This is a genomic window from Mycobacterium montefiorense, assembly GCF_003112775.1.
Taxonomy (GTDB): domain Bacteria; phylum Actinomycetota; class Actinomycetes; order Mycobacteriales; family Mycobacteriaceae; genus Mycobacterium; species Mycobacterium montefiorense.
In genome coordinates this window covers 361,304-380,190 of sequence record NZ_BFCH01000002.1, presented here as the reverse complement: position 1 = coordinate 380,190, position 18,887 = coordinate 361,304, and the positions used below count along the sequence as shown (strand labels likewise).

Genomic DNA, 18,887 nt, shown 5'->3' with positions numbered 1-18,887 from the left:
TCGGCGATTCGGCTGATTCCCGGGGGTGAGAAGGGCCACAGTGGCCTCTTCCAGGCCGTCTCGATTGGGGGCTTCACAGCAAGCTAACGCATACTTGACCGCATGCTTTTCGCGTTATCACCGCAAACCGCTGATGCGGTATCGAGGGGTGCGCGGATTAAGGGTCACGGTCTCTGATGGCGCGCTCCGGCGGCGCGCATCGCCGCCATCGAGCCGTTCGCCGAACGTCGCCTCTGCGCAGGGGGGTAACGCGGACATTCATGACGCTGGTCTCCACGGCGGCGGTGCTGATGACCGGGGCGGGGTATTACGTGGCGCACGGGGCGCTAGGCGGCATCACCGTCTCGCAGGCCCTGAGCCCCGACGATCCGCGGTCCAGCGGCGACAACATGAACATCTTGCTGATCGGTCTGGACTCGCGAAAAGACCAGGAGGGCAACGACCTCCCGAATTCGATCCTCAAGCAGCTGCATGCGGGCGATTCCGATGACGGCGGCTATAACACCAACACGCTGATCCTGGTACACGTCAGCGCCGACAACAAAGTGGTCGCCTTCTCAATCCCCCGCGACGACTGGGTGCCGTTCAACGGTGTCCCGGGGTACAACCACATCAAGATCAAAGAGGCCTACGGTCTGACCAAGCAGTACGTCGCCCAAAAGCTGATCAACCAGGGGGTGAGCAGCCAAAAAGAGCTGGAGACGAAGGGCCGCGAAGCCGCCCGGGCGGCGACATTGCGAGCGGTGCGAAGCCTGACCGGTGTTCCGATCGACTACTTCGCCGAGGTCAACTTGGCGGGCTTCTACGATCTGGCGCAGAGCTTGGGCGGAGTCAATGTGTGCCTCAACCACGCCGTCTCCGACTCCTACTCCGGCGCCGACTTCCCCGCCGGGCCGCAGCGGCTGGACGCCTCCGAGGCGCTGGCTTTCGTCCGGCAACGTCACGGCCTCGACAACGGCGACCTGGACCGTACCCACCGGCAGCAAGCCTTCATTTCGTCGGTCATGCGTGAGCTACAGGATTCGGGCACCTTCTCGAATCTGGGCAGGATGCAGAGCCTGATGGCCGTGGCCCGCAAAGACGTCGTGCTCTCAGCGGGCTGGGACGAGAACATGTTCCGCCGGATCGGCGAAATCGCGGGCAGCGCAGCGGCAAACCAGGTGGAGTTTCGGACGTTGCCGGTGGTCCGCTACGACAACATCGGCGGCCAGGACGTCAACATCGTCGACCCGGGCGCGATCAAGGCTGAGGTGGCCGCGGCGATCGGCATCGACACCTCGACCAGCTCGTCTCCTACGACGGCCGCCAAGCCGAATCCGTCCACCGTCGTCGACGTGGTCAACGCCGGCAGCATGAGCGGTCTGGCCAGCCAGGTGTCGCGTGCCTTGAAGAAGTACGGCTACACCCCAGGCATGGTCCGCGACCGTACCTGGTTCGATCCGACCAAGACGTCCATCCAGTACGGCACCGGCGCCGAAACCGACGCGCAGAATGTGGCGAATCTGCTCAGCCTGGATGCTCCCAAGCAGGCCGATCCCGGTGTCGAGCCCGGACACGTTCGCGTGACGGTGGACACCAACTTCTCGATGCCGACGATCGACGAGTACATGGACGATTCGTCCTCGTCCTCGTCCTCTTCGTCGTCGACCACCACGACGAAGAAGACGAGCAGCTCGAATTACGGCTACGACAACAACACCTACCCGACGCCCGACCAGGGCAAGCCGATCGACGGTGGCGGAGTGCCCTGCGTTAACTAGCGGCGATCGCAAGCGGCGCGTAGCGGGTCGTCGCCGAACGCCTAGGCGTGCGTGCCGCCGTCCATGCGGATCTCGGTGCCCGTGATCCAGGCTCCATCGTCGGACACCAGCATGGCGATCACACCGGCGACCGCATCGGTTCCTGCCATCCCCGCGCCGCTGGATTCCGTCGTGGTCGGCAGGATCGGCATCAGCCGGGGAAACAGCGACCAGTCCGCGTCCTTCGGGATGTATCCACCGGTCGCGTCGGTGATCCCGGACTTGATGCTGCCAGGGGCCACGCACGCCGCGCGCAGACCCTGCTTGGCATATTCGAGCGCCAAAGAATGTGTGAAGGCCTGGATTCCGCCCTTGCTCGCGGCGTAGGCCGCCATGTACGGGTGGGCAAAGGACGCGGAGGTTGAGCTGAAGTTCACGATCGCGCTGCTCGAATTCGCCAGCAAGGCCGGCAACGCCTCCCGGACCACCAGAAAAGTACCGGTCAAGTTCACGGCGATGATTTGATTCCACTGGTCGGTGCTGGTCTGGTGAGTGTGCCAGGAGCGCAGAATGCCCGCCGCATTGACGAGCGAATCCAGGCCGCCGAGCTTATCGACGGCCGCGCGGACGCCGTCGATCACCGAATCTTCGTTACCGACATCGATCGGCATGGCGCTGAGCCGATGCGCGGTTGCGGCCTCGTCGGCTCGGGCCTGAGTGACCCTCAGACCGTCGGCCGAGATGTCGGCGGCCACCACGCTGGCGCCCTCGCTCAGTAGCCGCAGCGCTGTCGCCTGGCCGATCCCCGACGCGGCGCCCGTCACCAGGATCCGCTTGCCCTCAAGTCTGTTCATGATTGTTGGACCACTCCGCGTAGCGCATCTTCACCGAACATCTGCACCATCATCGAGGAGTAGTCGGGACCGCGGCGCAGAATGTGGCCGCCGTCGACGTTGATGCACTGCCCGGTGATCCAGTTAGCCGCATCGCTGAGCAAGAACAGGGCCAGGTTCGCGACGTCGGAGACCTCACCCACCCGGGGCAGCGGCGTGCACAGTGCGTAGTCGGCACTGATCTCCGGTGACTGAATCACGCTGGCATCAACGAGATCGGTGCGAATCAGCCCGGGGCGGATGCTGTTGACCCGCACCCACGACGGCCCGAGTTCGTCGGCGGCCAGCATCATCATGTGGTCGATGGCCGACTTGGTGACGCCGTACGGCCCGAACCAGCGGTGTGTGTTGCTGGCGGCGATCGACGAGATCCCGACGAACGAGCCACCGCCGCCGCGCACCAACTCCCGCCCCACGTGCTTGAGCACGTACATGGTGCCGTTGACGTTGAGGTCGACGGTGTTTCGCCATGCCTCCGAATCGGTGTGGGTGATCGGCCCGACGGTCAACGAGCCGCCCGCGCAGTGCACCGCGCCGTTCAGCCGACCGTGCCACGCCGTTGCGGCGTCGACCGCACGAGTTACCTCTTCTTCGTTCGTGACGTCGGTGGGCTCGTAACGGATCGCACCGCCGTTGGCCGCCAGCGGCTCGATCTCCTCGACGGCTCCTGCCAGGCGGTCGGGGTTGCGGCCGATGATCATGACGGAGGCCCCGGCCGCGACCAGACCGGCAGCCACACCCTTGCCGATTCCACTGCCACCGCCGGTGATCAAATACGTCCGGTCGTCGAAAGTTAGCTGCACGAGGGCCCTCTCAAACTGGAACAGGTTCTAGATATAGAAGCATGCAGCACCGACGGTGAATATCGCTACCCCCGGTCTCGTTAGGCAGCGGACACCGATGTGAACGACGAACATGTCGCGTTGAGGCGGGCGGATTGGCCGTCGCCTCCGACCAGTGCGGTAGGTGCTACGGCGTATCGCGGCGAGCGACCTTGGTCGGCTTCGCGTTGCGCCAGTCCTCGACGTGCGGCGGCTGGCCGACAGGCCACCTGTTCTCGTTGAAGGCTGCCCAGTGCGCGTGCCCCAACAGGTGAACATGGAACGCGTGCCGTAAAGCCTCTGTGTAACCCATCGCATCGGAGGCGGCATTGACCGAATCCTTGATCAGCAACGACGCCATCGTAGGCCGCTCGGCAATGCGCCGGGCGAATTCCAGTGTCTTTTCCTCTAGTTCGTCGACCGCGAACACCTTGGACACCATTCCCAGCCGATATGCCTCGTCGGCGTCCAGCGAATCACCAGTCAATAGCAGCTCTTTGGCTTTACGGGGACCGAATTCCCAAGGGTGAGCGTAATATTCAACGCCTGGCATGCCCAGCCGGACGGCGACCACGTCACTGAACTTCGCATTGTCGGCCGCGACGATCAGGTCGCATGCCCAGATCAGCATCAGGCCCGCCGAGATCGCGTTGCCCTGCACCTGGGCGATGGTGATCTTGCGTAGATCGCGCCAGCGGCAAGTGTTTTCAAAGAAGAAGTGCCACTCCTGGTGGTACAGCTTTTCCATGATCGGCTCGTAGGTCGCGCCGTGTGAGCGGAAGGTCGGATGCTGCCCCGGTCCGGGTGCACGCTCCGCCAGGGCCTGCTCGGAGCCCAGATCGTGGCCGGCGGAGAAGTTCTTGCCACGCGCCGCCAGGATCACCACGCGAACGGTGTCGTCGGCCTCGGCCCGGCCGAACGCCTCATCGAGCGCAACCAGCAGTCCGCGACTCTGCGCGTTGTGCGCATCGGGCCGGTTAAGCCAAATCCGCGCGATGCGACCCTCATCGAGGGTCTCGTAGGCCACCAGCTCTGCTGAGTTGGAATTGGCCGCCGCGGCGTCGGCTTGTTCGGAGACTGTCATTCCGCCCACCTCGTTAGTCGTTGAATCGCCTTGTTTACACATTACGGCGAGTATGTAAGCGACTCCGAGTTGGGTTGGTAGCCGCCAGCCGAGCTACGGGCCGTCGAGCGCGGCCGCCAGCAGTGCGGCGGCGGATTTGAGCAGGCTCAGCGAGCGGGCAAGTTCGGCGTTCTCTTCCTTCAATTGTTCGAGTTCAGTGGACCGCTCAGAAGCGACGGCCGCGTTGACATTCTCGATAGCGCTCCGGCGGGTCCGCTCGTGCACCGTTTCGGTCATCGTGTTGCCGAGTGTGTCGGTAGTCGCCCGGATGGCCATCCGCTCCATGTCGTGGCGACCGTGCACCGCGGCGACCGGACGCATCTGCTCGAGGTGCGCCGCCCCGTTGACCGTGCCGGGCGCCGGCACTGCCCGCAATTGCAGTCGTGCCATCTGGCTCGTTGCACCCTCGGTGGCCGCCTGGCGAAGCTCCGACTCCCACTGGCTGAGCTCGGCTTCCCGGTGGCGAAGCCCTGATTCGCGCTGGGTCAGCTGGGCTTCGCGCTGAGCTACTTCGGCCTCGTGCTCGGCGCACTGAGCCTCGCGCTGGGCAACCTGGGCTTCCCGATACCGCAGCTGGGCGACCTGCTGGGGAAGCGGCGTCCCCCGCTGGGCGAGCGCAGCTTCCTGATGGCGGACCTGGTCTTCGTGCTTGTGAATTTTGGCCTCGTGCCTGCGAATTTCGGTCTCGTGCTCGTGCAGGGCGGCTACTCGCTGGGCTATCTCGGCTTCCCGCTGCTTGAGCCCACCGTCCCGGTTGCGCAGCTCGGCGTTCCGGTGACGCAGCTCCGCGTCCTCTTCGATGTGGCGAATCAGCTCTCGCTCAACCAGATCAATGAACAGATCGACTTCCTGCTCGCTGTAGCCACGCTTACCGACACGCGCCCTGCTAAACGCAACATTGTGAACATCGGCCGGCGTGAGAGCCATTGTTCTTCTCCCGAAGTATTCGATGTCAGCGCAAGACCAAAATGAGGTGCGCTGCGGCTTAGGATAATGCCTTTGTCGCGGTGGCATCCTGGTTTGCCTTTGAACAACTGGACAGCAGTCCGTAGACAGACAGGGGCGAGGCGAGGCGGCGACCGCCAGGCAACCCGGCCAACCATCGTGTGACGACATATTTCCATGTCGCAGCCTTGGCGCAAATTGCAGTGGCCCAACTCAGCGGCTCGCTTGACCGTCCATTAAGAGCGGCGCGCAGCACACCGGATCGCCAGCGCCACGGTCACCGCAAACGTTCGCCACGTCGCCTCGCAGCTGACCTCCGATAACGCTCTGAATGCGTATCTTCTGATTTAATCTCAGCCATTTCGTTGGGGCAGGTGCGGAGTCAAAGAACGAATCTCATCCGGCGGAGAATTCGGAATTCGTTAACAATTGCGGATATTTGTATGACCGAATAGCTGCGCAGAGGTTTCCGCCAGATGTGGGGCATCGACAAACCGGGTCCCGCGGGCAGGCCGAGCCCACCCCGCGCCGGACGGCTGCAGACGAATATCGGCGTCGCATACAGTTGTGTCATGCCTACGAAATCTGATCCTGGCGAAATCGGCGATGTCGAGCCCCTGGCCGACAGCACCGCGAGCCAGGCCAGGCGGGTCGTCGCGGCGTACGCGAACGATGCCGATGAATGCCGCGTTTTCCTGTCCATGCTTGGTATTGGACCGGCGAAACTCGACGCCTAAATGGCTCCCCGGGGTGGCCAGAACTCGAAGAAGTCTTCACACTTCGGGAATTCCGACTTTGTGGTGGTCGCCAACCGGTTGCCGGTTGATCTCGAGCGGCTGCCCGACGGCTCCACAACCTGGAAACGCAGCCCGGGGGGCTTGGTCACGGCCCTAGAGCCGTTGCTGCGCCGCCGCCGGGGAGCCTGGGTGGGCTGGCCGGGAGTTGTCGACGAGGAAGTGGACGTCGACGACGAACCCATCGCCCAAGATGAGCTGCAGCTCTATCCGGTGCGCTTGTCCGGCGACGACGTCGCCGAATACTACGAGGGATTCTCGAACGCGACCCTGTGGCCGCTTTATCACGACGTCATCGTCAAGCCCATCTACCATCGCGAATGGTGGGACCGCTACGTCGAAGTGAACCGCCGCTTCGCCGAAGCCACGTCACGAGCTGCCGCGCAGGGCGCGACCGTGTGGGTGCAGGACTATCAGCTGCAGCTGGTCCCCAAGATGCTGCGCGAGCTACGCCCGGACCTGACCATCGGCTTCTTCCTACACATCCCGTTCCCGCCGGTCGAGCTCTACATGCAAATGCCGTGGCGCACCGAGATCATCGAAGGTCTGCTCGGCGCCGACCTGGTCGGATTTCACCTAGTCGGCGGCGCCCAGAACTTCCTGATCCTGTCCCGGCGACTGGTCGGCGCCAACACCTCGCGCGGACCGGTCGGTGTGCGCTCGCGGTTCGGTGAGGTCGAACTGAAGGATCGCCGGGTGCGGGTCGGCGCGTTTCCGATCTCGATCGATTCCGGTGCGCTCGATCAGACCGCCCGCGACCGCGATATCCGGCGCCACGCCAAAGAGATCCGCGCCAATTTGGGCAATCCGCGCAAGATCTTGCTCGGCGTCGACCGGCTCGACTACACCAAGGGCATCGACGTCCGGTTGAAGGCATTTTCGGAGTTGCTCGCCGAGGGGCGGGTCAAACGCGACGACACGGTGTTCGTCCAGCTGGCCACACCGAGCCGCGAACGTGTGGAGAGCTATCAGCTGCTGCGCAACGACATCGAACGCGAAGTCGGCCATATCAACGGCGAATACGCCGAAGTCGGCCACCCGGTGGTGCATTACATCCATCGCGCGGTTCCCCGCAACGAACTCATCGCGTTCTTCGTGGCCAGCGACGTCATGCTGGTCACTCCGCTGCGGGATGGAATGAACCTGGTGGCCAAGGAGTACGTCGCCTGCCGCAGTGATCTAGGTGGCGCGCTCGTTCTGTCCGAATTCACCGGCGCCGCAGCCGAACTCCGGCAGGCTTATCTCGTCAACCCGCACGACCTCGAGGGCGTCAAGGACGCGATCGAGGCGGCGCTCAACCAGACCGCCGACGAGGGCCGCCGCCGGATGCGGGCGTTGCGGCGCCAGGTGCTCGCTCACGACGTGGACCGCTGGGCGCGGTCATTTCTCGATGCGCTCGCCGAGGCGCATCCGTCGGACGCGAAATAGCGGCGGCAGACCCATGGTGTTGACGTCGAAACGCTGTGATACTCAATGCAGTGCGCAGGGATGGCCAGAAGGGAGGGCACTGTGAAAATCCGTCGCGCGCTGGCCGCAGGGGCCGGCGTCTTCTCAGCAGTGGCAATCGGAATCGCGCTGGAGTCGGATAACCCGGCCCGCGCGCTCGGACCACCGGCCGACGGCACCTACACCTACAACGAGGCGGGTGTCTCGGGAGCTAGCTGGACAATATCGGCACTGTGCGATCAGCCCTCCGGAACCCGAAACATGAACGACTATTCCGACCCGATCGTTTTCGCGATGCAATGTGCGCTGAACATCGTGAGTTCGACGTCCGAACAGATCAGCGCTGCCGACAAGCTGCAGAACTTTAGCGGCCGGGCCCGGATGTCCAGCATGCTATGGAGTTTCAAGGTCGACAAGGCAGACGGCGTCTCATGTCCGGGTGGTGGCACGGCGCCATCCACCGAGACCTTTGCGTTCAGCGATGAAACGATGAGCGGCACCCACACCACCATGCACGGTGCCGTCTGCGGCATGGAACCGACGATGAAAAAGACACCGTTCTCGCTGCAGTTAGCCGGACCGCCGCCCAGCCCAGTGCAGCGTTATCCGTTGTACTGCAACGGCATTGCGATGTGCTACTGAGCGGATCCGTCTAGATCGGCGTGATGTAGTTGATCAGCCATTTGTTGCCGATTTTCTTGAAGTCCACCCGCAATCGACTACCGTCGTAAAGAGGCTGCCGCGACTTGTCGGTCACAGTGCGATTCATGTACACCATCACCGACGCCGAATCCCGCTTGGCCGACATAACCCCAACGCCAACGACATTGGCCTGGACAACCACCTCGCGCTTCTTCGCCTCGGGGATGATCTGCGCATTGGCGCTCTTCTGGAACTCCTGGCGATAATCAGGCGTCAGCATCGGATACGCGTCGGCGAGGCTGCGTTCGACGGTCTGGTAGTCGTAGGCGAAAACCGCGGGCACTTCTTTGGCGGCCAGCTGCGGCAGCACCGCCCGCGCCGCCTGCTCACCACGGATCTCCACCCGTTCCCAGTAGAACCAGCCGGCAGCCGCAGATAAACCGACAATGGCTGCCACCGCAAGGTATCCCGTGATGGCAATGAGCCACCGCCGCAACCGCATCAGTTTCCCCCGTCGGGATACTTCAGGTCGTAACCCGTCATGTGGCCCCGTTCATCCTCGTGCACGATGACCCACAGCCGATAGGGCTGGGACGGCTTATGGACTCCGTCAATGTCGGCCACCGTGACACGCACCGACACCAACACCGAAGCGTTATCGGTAACTGTGTCAATGCCTTCCAGCGCCGACCCGTTGATCACTGCCTCAGATGTCGCATTGGTGGAACGGAACAGAGCCTTCAGGTTTTCGATGTTGTTGTTGGCGCCGAGCATGCCGCGCAGGGGTCCGCTGGTGCCGTTGTAGAACCGGTTCACGCTCTCGTCGATGTTGTCCTGCTTGTAGCTGAACATGTTGACCACTGTCTGCGTGGCGGTGTCGACAAAGCGCTGATCGCGAGCCCGCCCCGCTTCGGCGTGCCGCTGCTGGACGATCAAGGCAGTCAGGCAACCGGCCAGCGCGCCAATCGCCAACAACGCGGCGGCGAACGAAATCCAGGCGACCTTAACCCCGTTCGGTCGGCGCCGCGGTGGCGGCTTGACCGTCTTGAGGGATTTGGCGGGTTTCGCCGCTGGCTTCTTCGGCTTCCCCGGACCCGCAAGCTGAACTTCGGTGGCTGCCCCCGACTCGCTTTTCGCCGGGCCCGCCGCGCGCGACGCTCGGCGCCGAGCACGCTGAGCCGTAGTTTGATCGCTGCTAGCTGCAGAGGCCACTACATCGGCCTTGGATCAAGCATCAGGTCCACCCAATTCTCGGCGCTGGATGTATTCGCGCCGGCCGCGAAGATACCAGTGCCTCCCGCCGGGTCCCTGAAGGCTCCGGTGGTTTGGTCATAGGTGGTGTAGGCGGGGCCACTGGCCTGCGGACCCGGTCCGGGCGCCGGGGCTTCCGGCGCTGCCGGGGGCGGCAGCCACTTCGGGTACGGGACCTGCGGCGGTACCGGGGGCACGCCCGGCGGTTGCCATGACGTGAAAGGCGGTGGCGGTCCGTTGTCGTTGGGCGGCGGCGGCGCGTAGGCGGGCTGGTGGTTGGGCAGCGGCCCGGGCCCCGGCACCACACCCGGCGGGGGCGGCCCGACGATGGGAGTACCCGGATCCGGCTCCGCTTCCGGCGGAATATAGGGGAACTTGTTGGGCGGCAGGGTGTTTAGCCCATTTGTCTGCGGAGCGTTGTACGGGACCGGCGGACCGCGCCACGGGTTACGGCCAACCGGCACGTAGCCCCGCGGGTCACGGCACTGCTGAACCGTCGGGGCCCGTTTGCCCGGGACCTCCTGGCAGGGATAGTTACGCGCGCCACGCACGGTGCTGGGATCGTTCTGAGCGACCTTGCAGTACATGTCTCGCGGGAGCTCGCGCACCGTCTCGTCGGCGGGCGTGCGCATCAACGGTGGTGGCAAAAAGCCGACGGCACACGGCGGGGGGTCGTTGAGGTCGAGCTTGAAGTCCAGCTTGGCGCCTTCGTCCTGGGGGGCACCACCCGCGGCCGTGGTGATCGCGGCGAACAAGGCGGGCAGAACCACCAGCAATTGCTCGATCGACTTGTGGTAGATCACACCGACCCGGCCCAGATTTGCCAGGCTGGCGGCCAGCGCCGGGAATGCCGGCCGGATACCGGAGAAGGCGGTGCTCGCCTCGTCGGTCGCGCCCGGCGCGACCGACAATGTCGAACGAAGCTGCGGGTCGGCTTGATGCACCTCTGAGGTGAACCGGGCCAGTCCGTCGGCGAGCGACTTGATGTCGGCGCCGGCGCGAATCTGGGACTGCAGGAACGGGCCCGCCTGATCGATCAACTGCGAGACTTGTGGGTAGTCGGCGTTGGCCTCGTCCACCAGCAACCGGGCCGATTCAAACAGCCGGGCCAGCTCTGGACCCGACCCGTTGGCCGCCTGGAACGTCTCGTGCAGCAGCTCTCGCAACTTTGTGTCACCGAGGCTGTTGACCAGCGTCTCCGCCCGCTTCAACAGATCGGCGACATCCTGACCGATTCGGGTGTTGGCCCGATCGATCCGAGATCCGTTGTGCAACTTGGCCGATGCCGGGTCCTGCGGCGGCACCAGGTCGATGTACTGCTCACCAACGGCCGACACACTTTTCACCGTGGCGGTGACATTCGACGGAATGGCAGTGCCACTGTTAAGCCGCATTTCGGCGGTGACGCCATTGGGGTTAAGCCCGACCGACTCCACCCTGCCGACCGCGACGCCGCGATAGGTCACGTTGGCGCTCTTGTACAGACCGCCGCCGGCAACGAAGTCGGCGTTGACCAGGTAGGTCCCGAGGCCGAATGTGGCGGGCAGGCGGAGGTAGAAAATCGCCATCACGGTGAGCGTGATAGCGGTGATCACCGCGAATATCCAGAGCTGAATTCTGGTGAGTCTGTCTATCATTCCCGGCCCCTACTGTGCTGCCGTGCCGGGCGGAATCTTAAACGGGTCGGCCGCCTGTCCGGACAGGTTGGCCAGTTCGCCGATCAAGAAGTCGGGCGGGTTGAGAATCTCGGACATGTGAGCCATGTTCGGGTCGAAGTACGCCGTGGTGAAGAACGTCTCACCGAGCCGGCGCAAGGTGAGGTCGAACGTGGTGAACACGTTGAGATAGTCGCCGCGCACCGCTTGTTTGATACCGAAGTTCGGGAACGGGAACGTCAACAACAACTGCAGCGACGTCACGAAATTCTTCCGGTTGTCGTTGAGTGCCTTCACGGCCGAATACAGCCCTTTGAGGTCTTCGGCGAAGTCCACCTTCGTCTTTGACAGCACGTGGGAGGTGACCGTCGCCAGCTTATTCAGCGCGCCGAACGCCTCGACAATGTGGTCCCGGTTTTTGTTGAGCACACGCAGTGCTTCAGGCAGGCTATCCAGCGCCCGGCCCAGGTTGTCTTTGTCGCGCGCCAGGTTCGCGGAAAATCGGTTCAGACCGTCGACCGCATTGATGATGTCGCCAACTTGCCTGTTGAGTCCCGACGTCAGTTCCGCCAGCCTGGGCACCAAGCCGGTGAACTGGTCTTGCCGGCCCGCCACAGCCTGGAACGTCTCGTCGGTAATCTCTTCCAGCGCACCGAGATTGCCCTTGTTTACCACGACACCGAGAGCGGAAAACACCTCTTCGGTGGTGGGGAAGCGGCCGGTGTTCGACTCCGAGATCTTGGATCCGTTAGCCAGCCTGCCAGTCGCCGGCTTGCCCTTCGGCGCAGCCAGATCGATGTGCAACGAACCCAGTAACGACGTCTGCGCGACGGTTGCAGTCGCATTGACCGGCAGCACTACATTTTTGTCCAGCGTCAATTTTACTGCGGCATAAAATGATCCGTCGCTGCGCTGCTCGGCAGAAATACCGGAGACGCTGCCGACGGTGACATCGTCGACCATCACCGGTGAGTTCTGCGGCATCGTAGCCACGTCGGGCATTTCCACGGTAACCGTGAATGCGCCGCTACCGTGACCGGCCGTGCCCGGCATCACCAGGGAGTTCAATCCGCCGTATTGGCAACCCGCCAACAGGGTGACACCCGCCACTAATGCACTGCAGCGCAACAAGATTCGTCTCATCCGCCAGACCCCTGACCATTTTGCAGCCCGGCGGAAGGCCCTTGGTTGGGCGCCGGACCGGGCAGTGGCCCGAACGCGGAGCCCGGACCGGGTGCATTCGCGCCAGCGGGCGCCCCTGGCGGCGGGACGGCCTGCGGGGCCGTCGGCACCAGCAAGGCCTGCAGATCGGCCGGGTTCTGGGTGGGAGCCGGCGGAGCACCCTGGGCCGGTACCCAGGTCAGCTGCGGAATCGGCGTCTGCGCCTTGGCTTGGGTTTCCGGGGTGTCGTAAATGATCTGGCCCTTGTACGCCGTGATCGTGTTGAGCGGGTGGAACATGATCGGCGGGTAGTTGACTGCCAGCCGGCGCAGCACCGGCCCCAGCCGCTCGCGGCACAGCTCGGCGCGCCGGTAGTAGTCGGGTGCTCGCGGACCGCCGGCGGTTTCGAAGGAACCGCCGCAGATGAACTGCACCGGGTTGGCGAACTCGGGTATCGACAGCAGACCGTTCAGGGTGCCCTGCGCGGGATCGTAGATGTTGTAGAAGTTGGCGATACCGGGGCCCGCGACGTGCAGCACCTGCTCGATGTTGTCGCTCTGATCGCTCAGCGTCTTGCTGAAATCGTTGAGCTGGTTGACCGTATCGATCAGCGTCGAGTTGTTCTCGTGCAGGAAGCCGCGGATGTCGGACAGCGCCTGATTGAGAGTGCCCAGCGTGTTGTCCAGATGGCGCGAGCTATCAGCGAGGACCTGCGAGACGGAGGCGACGCTTCCGGCGAACTGCACGATCTGCTCGTTGCTCGCCGACAAAGCGTTGACCAGGACCTGCAGGTTCTTGACAGTGCCGAAGATGTCACTGCGCGAATCCCCAAGTCGCCCAGCGACTTGCGAAAGTTGCTGCAGCGCATTGTGGAACGACTCACCCTTGCCGTCGAACGTATCCGCGGCCTGGTTGATCGCCGCGCCCAACGGTCCGTGCATGGATCCGGTCGTCGGACCCAGCGAGACGGCCAGTTGGGTCAGCGCTTCCTTCACCTCGTCCCATTCCACCGGGACCGCGGTGCGGTTCAGGTCGATGCTGCCGCCATCGGGCAGCACCGCACCGCCGGTGTATGCCGGGGCAAGCTGAATGAACCGCGCCGACACCAGGTTCGGTGACATGACGACGGCTCTGGCATCCTTCGGGATCTTTACGTCCGTGGGGACCGTCATGGTGATTTTGACGTCGGACGGCCGTGGTTCGATCGAGTCGATGGTGCCAATCGGGACGCCGAGAACGCGGACCTGATCACCGGGATACAGCCCGACTGCAGATGTGAAGTAACCGACGATGGTGCGGTTATTCGCTTGCGTAGAAAGCACATACACGCCCCCCACCAGCACCGCGACCAGCGCGATGATGGTGGTGTAGCGCAGGCCGCGGCTGCCGCTGATTCGCTTGATCACGGTGACTTTGGCCGGATCGTCCAGCGTTCCTGGATCAAGCCGCGCAGGTAGTCGGAGAGGCTGGCAGGCAGCTTGCCCGGCTGATAGAAGAAGTCGAACATCGCCGCGAGCAGGGGCGCCGGGATCACGCCGTAGACGTTGACGTTGAATCCCGGTCCGGATCCGACCACCTCGCCGAGCTCTGTCGCATAGGTAGGCAGTCGTTTCAGGGCTTCGGTTATGTAGTCGCGGCGCTCATTGAGATTGCTCAGGACGTCGTTGAGCTTGCTCAGGGCGGGGCCGAATTCCTTACGGTTATCGGCGACGAAGCCGGAAATCTGAGCTGACAAACCGTTGATGCCGGAGATCAATTGGCCCAGCGAGGCGCTGCGCTCATCGAGCGCGGCGAACAGCTCGTTGCCGTCGTCGACCAGCTTGTTGACTTGGTTGGCGCGGTCGGACAACACCGAAGTTACCGACTTCGCGTGTGCCAGCAGGCTTTGCAGGGCTTCGTCACGGTGGTTGAGGGTGCGAGACAGCGATGTCACCCCGTCCAGCGCACCGCGCAGTTCCGGGGTGGCGCCGTGCAGCGTGTCGGTGAGCACGTTCAAGGCCTGCTCGAACTGGGGCTTGTTCAGGTTGCCCGAGTTTTGGCCCAGGTCCTCCAGCGCGCCCGCCAGTGTGTACGGCGTGGTGGTGCGGCTGCGCGGAATCGTGGTCGTCTTGCCATGCCCCGCCGGAGTGACAGCAATCGAGCGCTCGCCGAGGATCGTGTCGGTGCGGATCGCGGCCAGCGACTGATCGCCGACCGCCACATGCCGGTCCACCGAGAACGTCACCTTTGCGCTGTCTCCGGCCAGACCGACGGACTGCACCTTGCCGACCTTGAAACCCGACACGTAGACGGAGTTACCGGGCGAGATCCCGCCGGCGTCGCTGAAGTAGGCGTCGTAGACCCGGCCCTGCGGGTAGAACGGCAAGTTGGCGTAGCCGAATGCAAGTAACACGACGCAGACGACCAGCACCACGCCGAAGATCCCGGTGCGCAGTGGATCGCGTTCACGCTTTGGGCTATTTGACAAAAGCGCACCTCCCCTGGCTGGGATCCACCTGACCACCGAGGGGCAGCAGAATGTCGCTGCCGGCCGGTCCGTTGATCTTGATGGTCACGGAGCAGAAGTAGATGTTGAAGAACGACCCATAGGCGCCGAGTGCGGCCAGCCGCAGGTAATCCTCGCCCAGCTGCTCAACGTCGTTGTTCACCTCGGCCTTGCGGTTGTCGATCTCAGTGGCCAGCGGCCGGGTGTTTTCCAGGATGCCTTGCAGCGGCCGGCGTGAATTCTTCAGCAGTTCAGTAAGATCCGTCGTTGTCGATGCCAGTGGCGGAATGGCGCCCGCGATCGAGTCCTTGCTCTTGGCCAGCCCGCTGATCAATTGCTGCAGCTGATCCACGCTCGCCGAGAATTGCGCACTCTTTTGGTCGATGGTGCCCAGCACCGTGTTCAGGTTAGTGATCGTGTCACCGATGAGCTGATCGCGCCGGCCCAGCGCCGTCGAGAAGGCGCTGGTGTCGGCCAGCACGTTCGACAATGCTCCACCCTGGCCCTGCAGCAGCTCGATGACAGCACTGCTGATCGTGTTGACCTTGTCGGCATCCAGGCCTTTGAGAACCGGCTTCAGTCCACCCAGCAACGCATCCAGATCCAGCGCCGGTTGGGTGTGTTGGGCGTTGATCGTCCCGCCCGGTGCCAGCTTGCGCAGCTCCCCCGGGCCCGATGTGATCTCGAGAAACCGGTCGCCGACCAGGTTTTCGTAGCGGATCACCGCGCGCGTCGACGAGTACAACGTGTAGCGGCTGTCGATTCCGAATGCCACGTCGACACTGTTGTCCGGGTTGAGCTTGATGCCGTCCACCGAACCGACCGGCACCCCGGAAATGCGGACCTTTTGGCCGGCCTTCAACTTAGATGCATCGATAAACGTGGCGTGATAAGTATTTTCGTCGCCGAACCGGAAGTCGCCGAAGACAACCACCAGGCCCGCGGCCACCAGCAACATCGCCACCGCGAAGACGCTGACCTTGATCACCATCGACCGGTGCGACGGCATTTCCGAGTCCACCATCAGAAGTCGTCCCGTTCCGCGAACGAGCCGTGGAACAAGAACTGCAGCGTCGAGGGGGCGTCGAACTGCAGTTCGGTGAACGGCTCGTACGGAATGTTGGCGTTGTCGGTGACCAGGAATGGTGCCCGGTAGAACGACCCACCCGTCTGCTTAGTCGGGATGTCCGGCAATCCCCGGCAGTTCGGGCCACCAGATGCATTGACGACCGGCAGGGACTCCGGGAAGGTGTAGGCCGGCGCGCCCAGTACGAAGCTCGACGAGGTGAACAGTCCCGCTTTGCGCACACCGAGCAGCGGAGCAAATTCCTTGATACCGCGCTCGATACCGGCGAAGAGGCAACCGAATTCGGGTGAGTAGTCGGCGGCGACCTTGACCGGGGCCCGCAGCCTGTTGATGGCGTCGATCAGGTCCTGCTCGGCCGGTGCCAACGTGTCATAGGCGTTGTTGGACAGGCCGATCGTGGCCAGCAATGTGTCGTTGAGGTTCTTCTGCTGGTCGACGACGGTCTTGCTGATGGTGGGCAGGTTGTCGAAGATCGTGTTCAGATCCGGGGCGGCGTCGGCGTAAATGTTGGTGACGGCCGCGGTCTTGCGGAAATCTTCCTGTAGCGCGGGAAGCTTCGGGTTCGCTTGTTGGGTAAGTGTATTCAGTCCCGAGAGCAACGCGCCCAGGTCGTCGCCATGGCCGCGCAGACCTTCGGCGAAGGCGCTCAGCGTCCCGTTCAATTCGACGGGGTCAATCTTGTGCAGCAGATCCATCAGCGACTGGAACAAGGTGTTGACTTCCAGCTGTACCGCAGAGGCTTGAACGTGCGCATCCGGCCGCAGCGACGTCGACGAAGGCGCCTGGGGCGGAATGAATTCGACCGACTTGGCGCCGAAAATGGTATTGCCCGAGATACGCACCGTCGCGTTGGACGGGATGTAGTGCATGTCGTCGCTGTTGATCGCCAGCGTCAGGCGTGCTTGGTCGCCCCCGTAGTTGATGTCGGTGACCTTGCCGACCTGGATGCCGCGGTACTTGACCTTGGCGCCTTTGTCCATCACCAGCCCGGCCCGCGACGTCGCGACGGTAACCGTGTCAACCGACGCGAAGGCCGCCGTGTACGAGAGGTAAGTCAGCACCGCAAACGCCACCAACAAACTGGCCAGCAGCGCCGCTGCCAGCCGTACAGATCTGCGTCGCGCTCCGGCCTCTGACATCGTCCCCCTTACCCGGAGAGGTTGAAGTTACCGGACGCGCCGTAGACGGCCAGGGAGATGAACAATGTAATGACGACCACGACGATAAGCGAGGTTCGCACCGCCTGACCGACCGCGATGCCCACGCCCACCGGCCCACCGCTGGTGTTATAGCCGTAATAGGTATGGACCAGCATCACCGCGATGGACATCACGATGGCCTGCAGGAACGACCAAAGTAGGTCCGACGGGATGAGGAACGTATTGAAATAGTGGTCATAGAGACCGGCCGACTGCCCGTTGATGAAAACCGTGGTGAACCGGGCGGCGAAAAAGGCCGCGAGCACCGACAACGAATACAACGGGATGATCGCCACCAGCCCGGCGATCAATCGAGTCGACACCAGATAGGACACCGAGTGTACGGCCATGCATTCCACGGCGTCGATTTCCTCGGACACCCGCATGGCACCCAATTGGGCGGTGGCACCCGCACCGATCGTCGCCGCCAGCGCGATGCCGGCGATGACCGGCGCGACAACGCGCACGTTCAGGAACGCCGACAAGAAACCGGTCAACGCCTCGATACCGATGTTGCCCAGTGACGAGTAGCCCTGGACGGCGATGACCCCTCCGGAGGCCAGCGTCAGGAACGCCGCGACACCGACCGTGCCTCCGATCATCACCAGCGCGCCCGCGCCCAGCGTCATCTCGGCGATGAGCCGAATGGTCTCCTTGCGGTACCGGGTGAGCGCATTGGGAACGTAGCGCACGGTCTGCCCGTAGAACAGCGCCTGCTCGCCGAAGTCGTCGATCGGGCCTTGCAGGCGCGCCGCGATGTTGCGGAACCGGTAAGTGAGGTCGTAGCTCATCGCGTGCTCACTTCGTCGAGAACCGCACGCCGATGGCCGTCATCACCACGTTGATGACGAACAGACAGATGAACGCGTAGACGACGGTTTCGTTGACCGCATTACCGACACCCTTGGGCCCACCCTTCACGGTGAGGCCGCGGTAACACCCGACGAGGCCGGCCATCACGCCGAACAGCAGTGCTTTGACCTCCGCAAGCATCAACTCGCGCAGTCCGGTCAGTACGGTCAGGCCATTGATGAACGCGCCAGGGTTGACACCCTGAAGGAACACGGAGAATACGTACCCGCCGGACAAACCGATCGCGCACACCAAACCGTTAAGCAGCAGTGCGACAACGGTCGACGCCAGAACGCGGGGTACCACCAGCCGGTGGATCGGGTCGATGCCGAGTACCCGCATCGCGTCGATTTCTTCACGGATGGTGCGCGCACCCAGGTCCGCGCAGATCGCGGTGGCGCCGGCCCCCGCGACGACGAGCACGGTCACGACCGGGCCCAGCTGGGTGATGGTGCCGAACGCCGTTCCGGCGCCGGACAAATCGGCCGCGCCGATTTCCCGCAGCAAGATATTGAGGGTGAATGCGACCAGCACGGTGAATGGGATGGATACCAACAGCGTCGGTACCAGCGATACGCGCGCGATCATCCACGTCTGATCCAGGAACTCGCGGAATTGGAACGGCCGCCGAAAAGATGCACGGGCCGTATCGATCATCATTTCGAAAAACCCGCCGACAGCACGGGCCGGAACCGCGAGTTGTTCAATCAACGCGGCACCCCCCTTTGCTGCTCACGGCGAAGCCTGTGCGTCGCCTTTACGTTGCCTTCGGTCGCACCCGGCTCCGTGTGAGC

The 18,887-nt window shown here is 63.5% G+C and carries 18 protein-coding genes and 1 pseudogene; 4 read left to right on the top strand and 15 right to left on the bottom strand.

Going from position 1 to position 18,887, the window contains the following annotated elements; genetic code table 11:
* Positions 1-176: 176 nt before the first annotated feature.
* Positions 177-1,760, top strand: coding sequence for an LCP family protein (locus DB708_RS02870; protein ID WP_108920411.1), 1,584 nt, complete (start codon positions 177-179; stop codon positions 1,758-1,760).
* A gap of 41 nt (positions 1,761-1,801) precedes the next feature.
* Here DB708_RS02870 and DB708_RS02865 read toward each other — a convergent pair whose 3' ends face one another.
* From DB708_RS02865 to DB708_RS28145, 5 genes and pseudogenes are all read right to left on the bottom strand, one after another.
* Complete coding sequence (locus DB708_RS02865; RefSeq protein WP_108920410.1) at positions 1,802-2,593, bottom strand: SDR family NAD(P)-dependent oxidoreductase; 792 nt, start codon at positions 2,591-2,593, stop codon at positions 1,802-1,804.
* A complete protein-coding gene (locus tag DB708_RS02860) occupies positions 2,590-3,435 on the bottom strand; it encodes an SDR family oxidoreductase (RefSeq protein WP_108920409.1) in 846 nt (281 codons plus the stop codon). The genes DB708_RS02865 and DB708_RS02860 overlap by 4 nt, the downstream gene beginning before the upstream one ends.
* A gap of 166 nt (positions 3,436-3,601) precedes the next feature.
* Positions 3,602-4,537: an enoyl-CoA hydratase gene (locus tag DB708_RS02855; RefSeq protein ID WP_108920408.1), complete on the bottom strand. Its 936-nt coding sequence runs from the start codon at positions 4,535-4,537 to the stop codon at positions 3,602-3,604.
* A gap of 93 nt (positions 4,538-4,630) precedes the next feature.
* Positions 4,631-4,966: a hypothetical protein gene (locus DB708_RS28060; RefSeq protein ID WP_272889506.1), complete on the bottom strand. Its 336-nt coding sequence runs from the start codon at positions 4,964-4,966 to the stop codon at positions 4,631-4,633.
* Positions 4,967-5,305: 339 nt separating this feature from the next.
* A pseudogene (locus tag DB708_RS28145) lies at positions 5,306-5,503 on the bottom strand (DivIVA domain-containing protein); the annotation flags it as partial.
* Positions 5,504-6,093: 590 nt separating this feature from the next.
* Here DB708_RS28145 and DB708_RS02845 point away from each other — a divergent pair.
* The 3 genes from DB708_RS02845 (at position 6,094) to DB708_RS02835 (ending at position 8,403) form a co-directional block, all read left to right on the top strand.
* Positions 6,094-6,258: a hypothetical protein gene (locus tag DB708_RS02845; RefSeq protein ID WP_108920566.1), complete on the top strand. Its 165-nt coding sequence runs from the start codon at positions 6,094-6,096 to the stop codon at positions 6,256-6,258.
* Positions 6,259-7,743 carry an alpha,alpha-trehalose-phosphate synthase (UDP-forming) gene (locus tag DB708_RS02840; RefSeq protein ID WP_108920406.1) on the top strand — a complete coding sequence of 495 codons (1,485 nt, stop codon included), beginning with the start codon at positions 6,259-6,261 and terminating at the stop codon, positions 7,741-7,743.
* 81 nt (positions 7,744-7,824) lie between these two features.
* A complete protein-coding gene (locus DB708_RS02835) occupies positions 7,825-8,403 on the top strand; it encodes a hypothetical protein (protein WP_108920565.1) in 579 nt (192 codons plus the stop codon).
* Positions 8,404-8,413: 10 nt separating this feature from the next.
* On the opposite strand, the gene DB708_RS02830 is transcribed toward DB708_RS02835, so the two are convergent.
* The 10 genes from DB708_RS02830 to DB708_RS02785 are packed head-to-tail and all read right to left on the bottom strand — an operon-like array spanning position 8,414 to position 18,804.
* A complete protein-coding gene (locus tag DB708_RS02830) occupies positions 8,414-8,905 on the bottom strand; it encodes a mammalian cell entry protein (RefSeq protein ID WP_108920405.1) in 492 nt (163 codons plus the stop codon).
* On the bottom strand, positions 8,905-9,615 hold the full coding sequence (locus DB708_RS02825; protein ID WP_108920404.1) for a mammalian cell entry protein: 711 nt from the start codon (positions 9,613-9,615) through the stop codon (positions 8,905-8,907). The genes DB708_RS02830 and DB708_RS02825 overlap by 1 nt, the downstream gene beginning before the upstream one ends.
* Entirely contained in the window at positions 9,615-11,291 is a 1,677-nt protein-coding gene (locus tag DB708_RS02820) for a virulence factor Mce family protein (protein ID WP_108920403.1), read from the bottom strand. Before DB708_RS02820 ends, DB708_RS02825 begins: the two co-directional genes overlap by 1 nt.
* A gap of 9 nt (positions 11,292-11,300) precedes the next feature.
* Positions 11,301-12,452, bottom strand: a complete 1,152-nt coding sequence (locus tag DB708_RS02815) for a virulence factor Mce family protein (protein WP_108920402.1) — start codon at positions 12,450-12,452, stop codon at positions 11,301-11,303.
* Positions 12,449-13,876, bottom strand: a complete 1,428-nt coding sequence (locus DB708_RS02810) for a virulence factor Mce family protein (RefSeq protein WP_108920401.1) — start codon at positions 13,874-13,876, stop codon at positions 12,449-12,451. The genes DB708_RS02815 and DB708_RS02810 overlap by 4 nt, the downstream gene beginning before the upstream one ends.
* Entirely contained in the window at positions 13,873-14,937 is a 1,065-nt protein-coding gene (locus DB708_RS02805) for a virulence factor Mce family protein (protein WP_409347547.1), read from the bottom strand. The genes DB708_RS02810 and DB708_RS02805 overlap by 4 nt, the downstream gene beginning before the upstream one ends.
* Entirely contained in the window at positions 14,927-15,979 is a 1,053-nt protein-coding gene (locus DB708_RS02800; protein ID WP_108920399.1) for a virulence factor Mce family protein, read from the bottom strand. Before DB708_RS02800 ends, DB708_RS02805 begins: the two co-directional genes overlap by 11 nt.
* Positions 15,979-17,181, bottom strand: a complete 1,203-nt coding sequence (locus DB708_RS02795; RefSeq protein ID WP_108920398.1) for a virulence factor Mce family protein — start codon at positions 17,179-17,181, stop codon at positions 15,979-15,981. Before DB708_RS02795 ends, DB708_RS02800 begins: the two co-directional genes overlap by 1 nt.
* Positions 17,182-17,189: 8 nt before the next feature.
* The gene (locus DB708_RS02790) at positions 17,190-18,032 is read right to left on the bottom strand and encodes an MlaE family ABC transporter permease (RefSeq protein WP_108920397.1); all 843 of its coding nucleotides are present in this window, start codon (positions 18,030-18,032) and stop codon (positions 17,190-17,192) included.
* Between the two features lie 7 nt (positions 18,033-18,039).
* Positions 18,040-18,804, bottom strand: a complete 765-nt coding sequence (locus DB708_RS02785; RefSeq protein ID WP_108920396.1) for an MlaE family ABC transporter permease — start codon at positions 18,802-18,804, stop codon at positions 18,040-18,042.
* Positions 18,805-18,887 lie beyond the last annotated feature (83 nt).

What these genes read in the sequence shown, in the direction of transcription:
- DB708_RS02845 (WP_108920566.1), top strand. Translation starts at nt 6,094, where the DNA reads ATGCCTACGAAATCTGATCCTGGCGAAATCGGCGATGTCGAGCCCCTG.
- DB708_RS02800 (WP_108920399.1), bottom strand. Translation starts at nt 15,979, where the DNA reads ATGGTGGACTCGGAAATGCCGTCGCACCGGTCGATGGTGATCAAGGTC.
- DB708_RS02855 (WP_108920408.1), bottom strand. Translation starts at nt 4,537, where the DNA reads ATGACAGTCTCCGAACAAGCCGACGCCGCGGCGGCCAATTCCAACTCA.
- DB708_RS28060 (WP_272889506.1), bottom strand. Translation starts at nt 4,966, where the DNA reads ATGGCACGACTGCAATTGCGGGCAGTGCCGGCGCCCGGCACGGTCAAC.
- DB708_RS02870 (WP_108920411.1), top strand. Translation starts at nt 177, where the DNA reads ATGGCGCGCTCCGGCGGCGCGCATCGCCGCCATCGAGCCGTTCGCCGA.
- DB708_RS02840 (WP_108920406.1), top strand. Translation starts at nt 6,259, where the DNA reads ATGGCTCCCCGGGGTGGCCAGAACTCGAAGAAGTCTTCACACTTCGGG.
- DB708_RS02830 (WP_108920405.1), bottom strand. Translation starts at nt 8,905, where the DNA reads ATGCGGTTGCGGCGGTGGCTCATTGCCATCACGGGATACCTTGCGGTG.
- DB708_RS02795 (WP_108920398.1), bottom strand. Translation starts at nt 17,181, where the DNA reads ATGTCAGAGGCCGGAGCGCGACGCAGATCTGTACGGCTGGCAGCGGCG.
- DB708_RS02815 (WP_108920402.1), bottom strand. Translation starts at nt 12,452, where the DNA reads ATGAGACGAATCTTGTTGCGCTGCAGTGCATTAGTGGCGGGTGTCACC.
- DB708_RS02790 (WP_108920397.1), bottom strand. Translation starts at nt 18,032, where the DNA reads ATGAGCTACGACCTCACTTACCGGTTCCGCAACATCGCGGCGCGCCTG.
- DB708_RS02865 (WP_108920410.1), bottom strand. Translation starts at nt 2,593, where the DNA reads ATGAACAGACTTGAGGGCAAGCGGATCCTGGTGACGGGCGCCGCGTCG.
- DB708_RS02820 (WP_108920403.1), bottom strand. Translation starts at nt 11,291, where the DNA reads ATGATAGACAGACTCACCAGAATTCAGCTCTGGATATTCGCGGTGATC.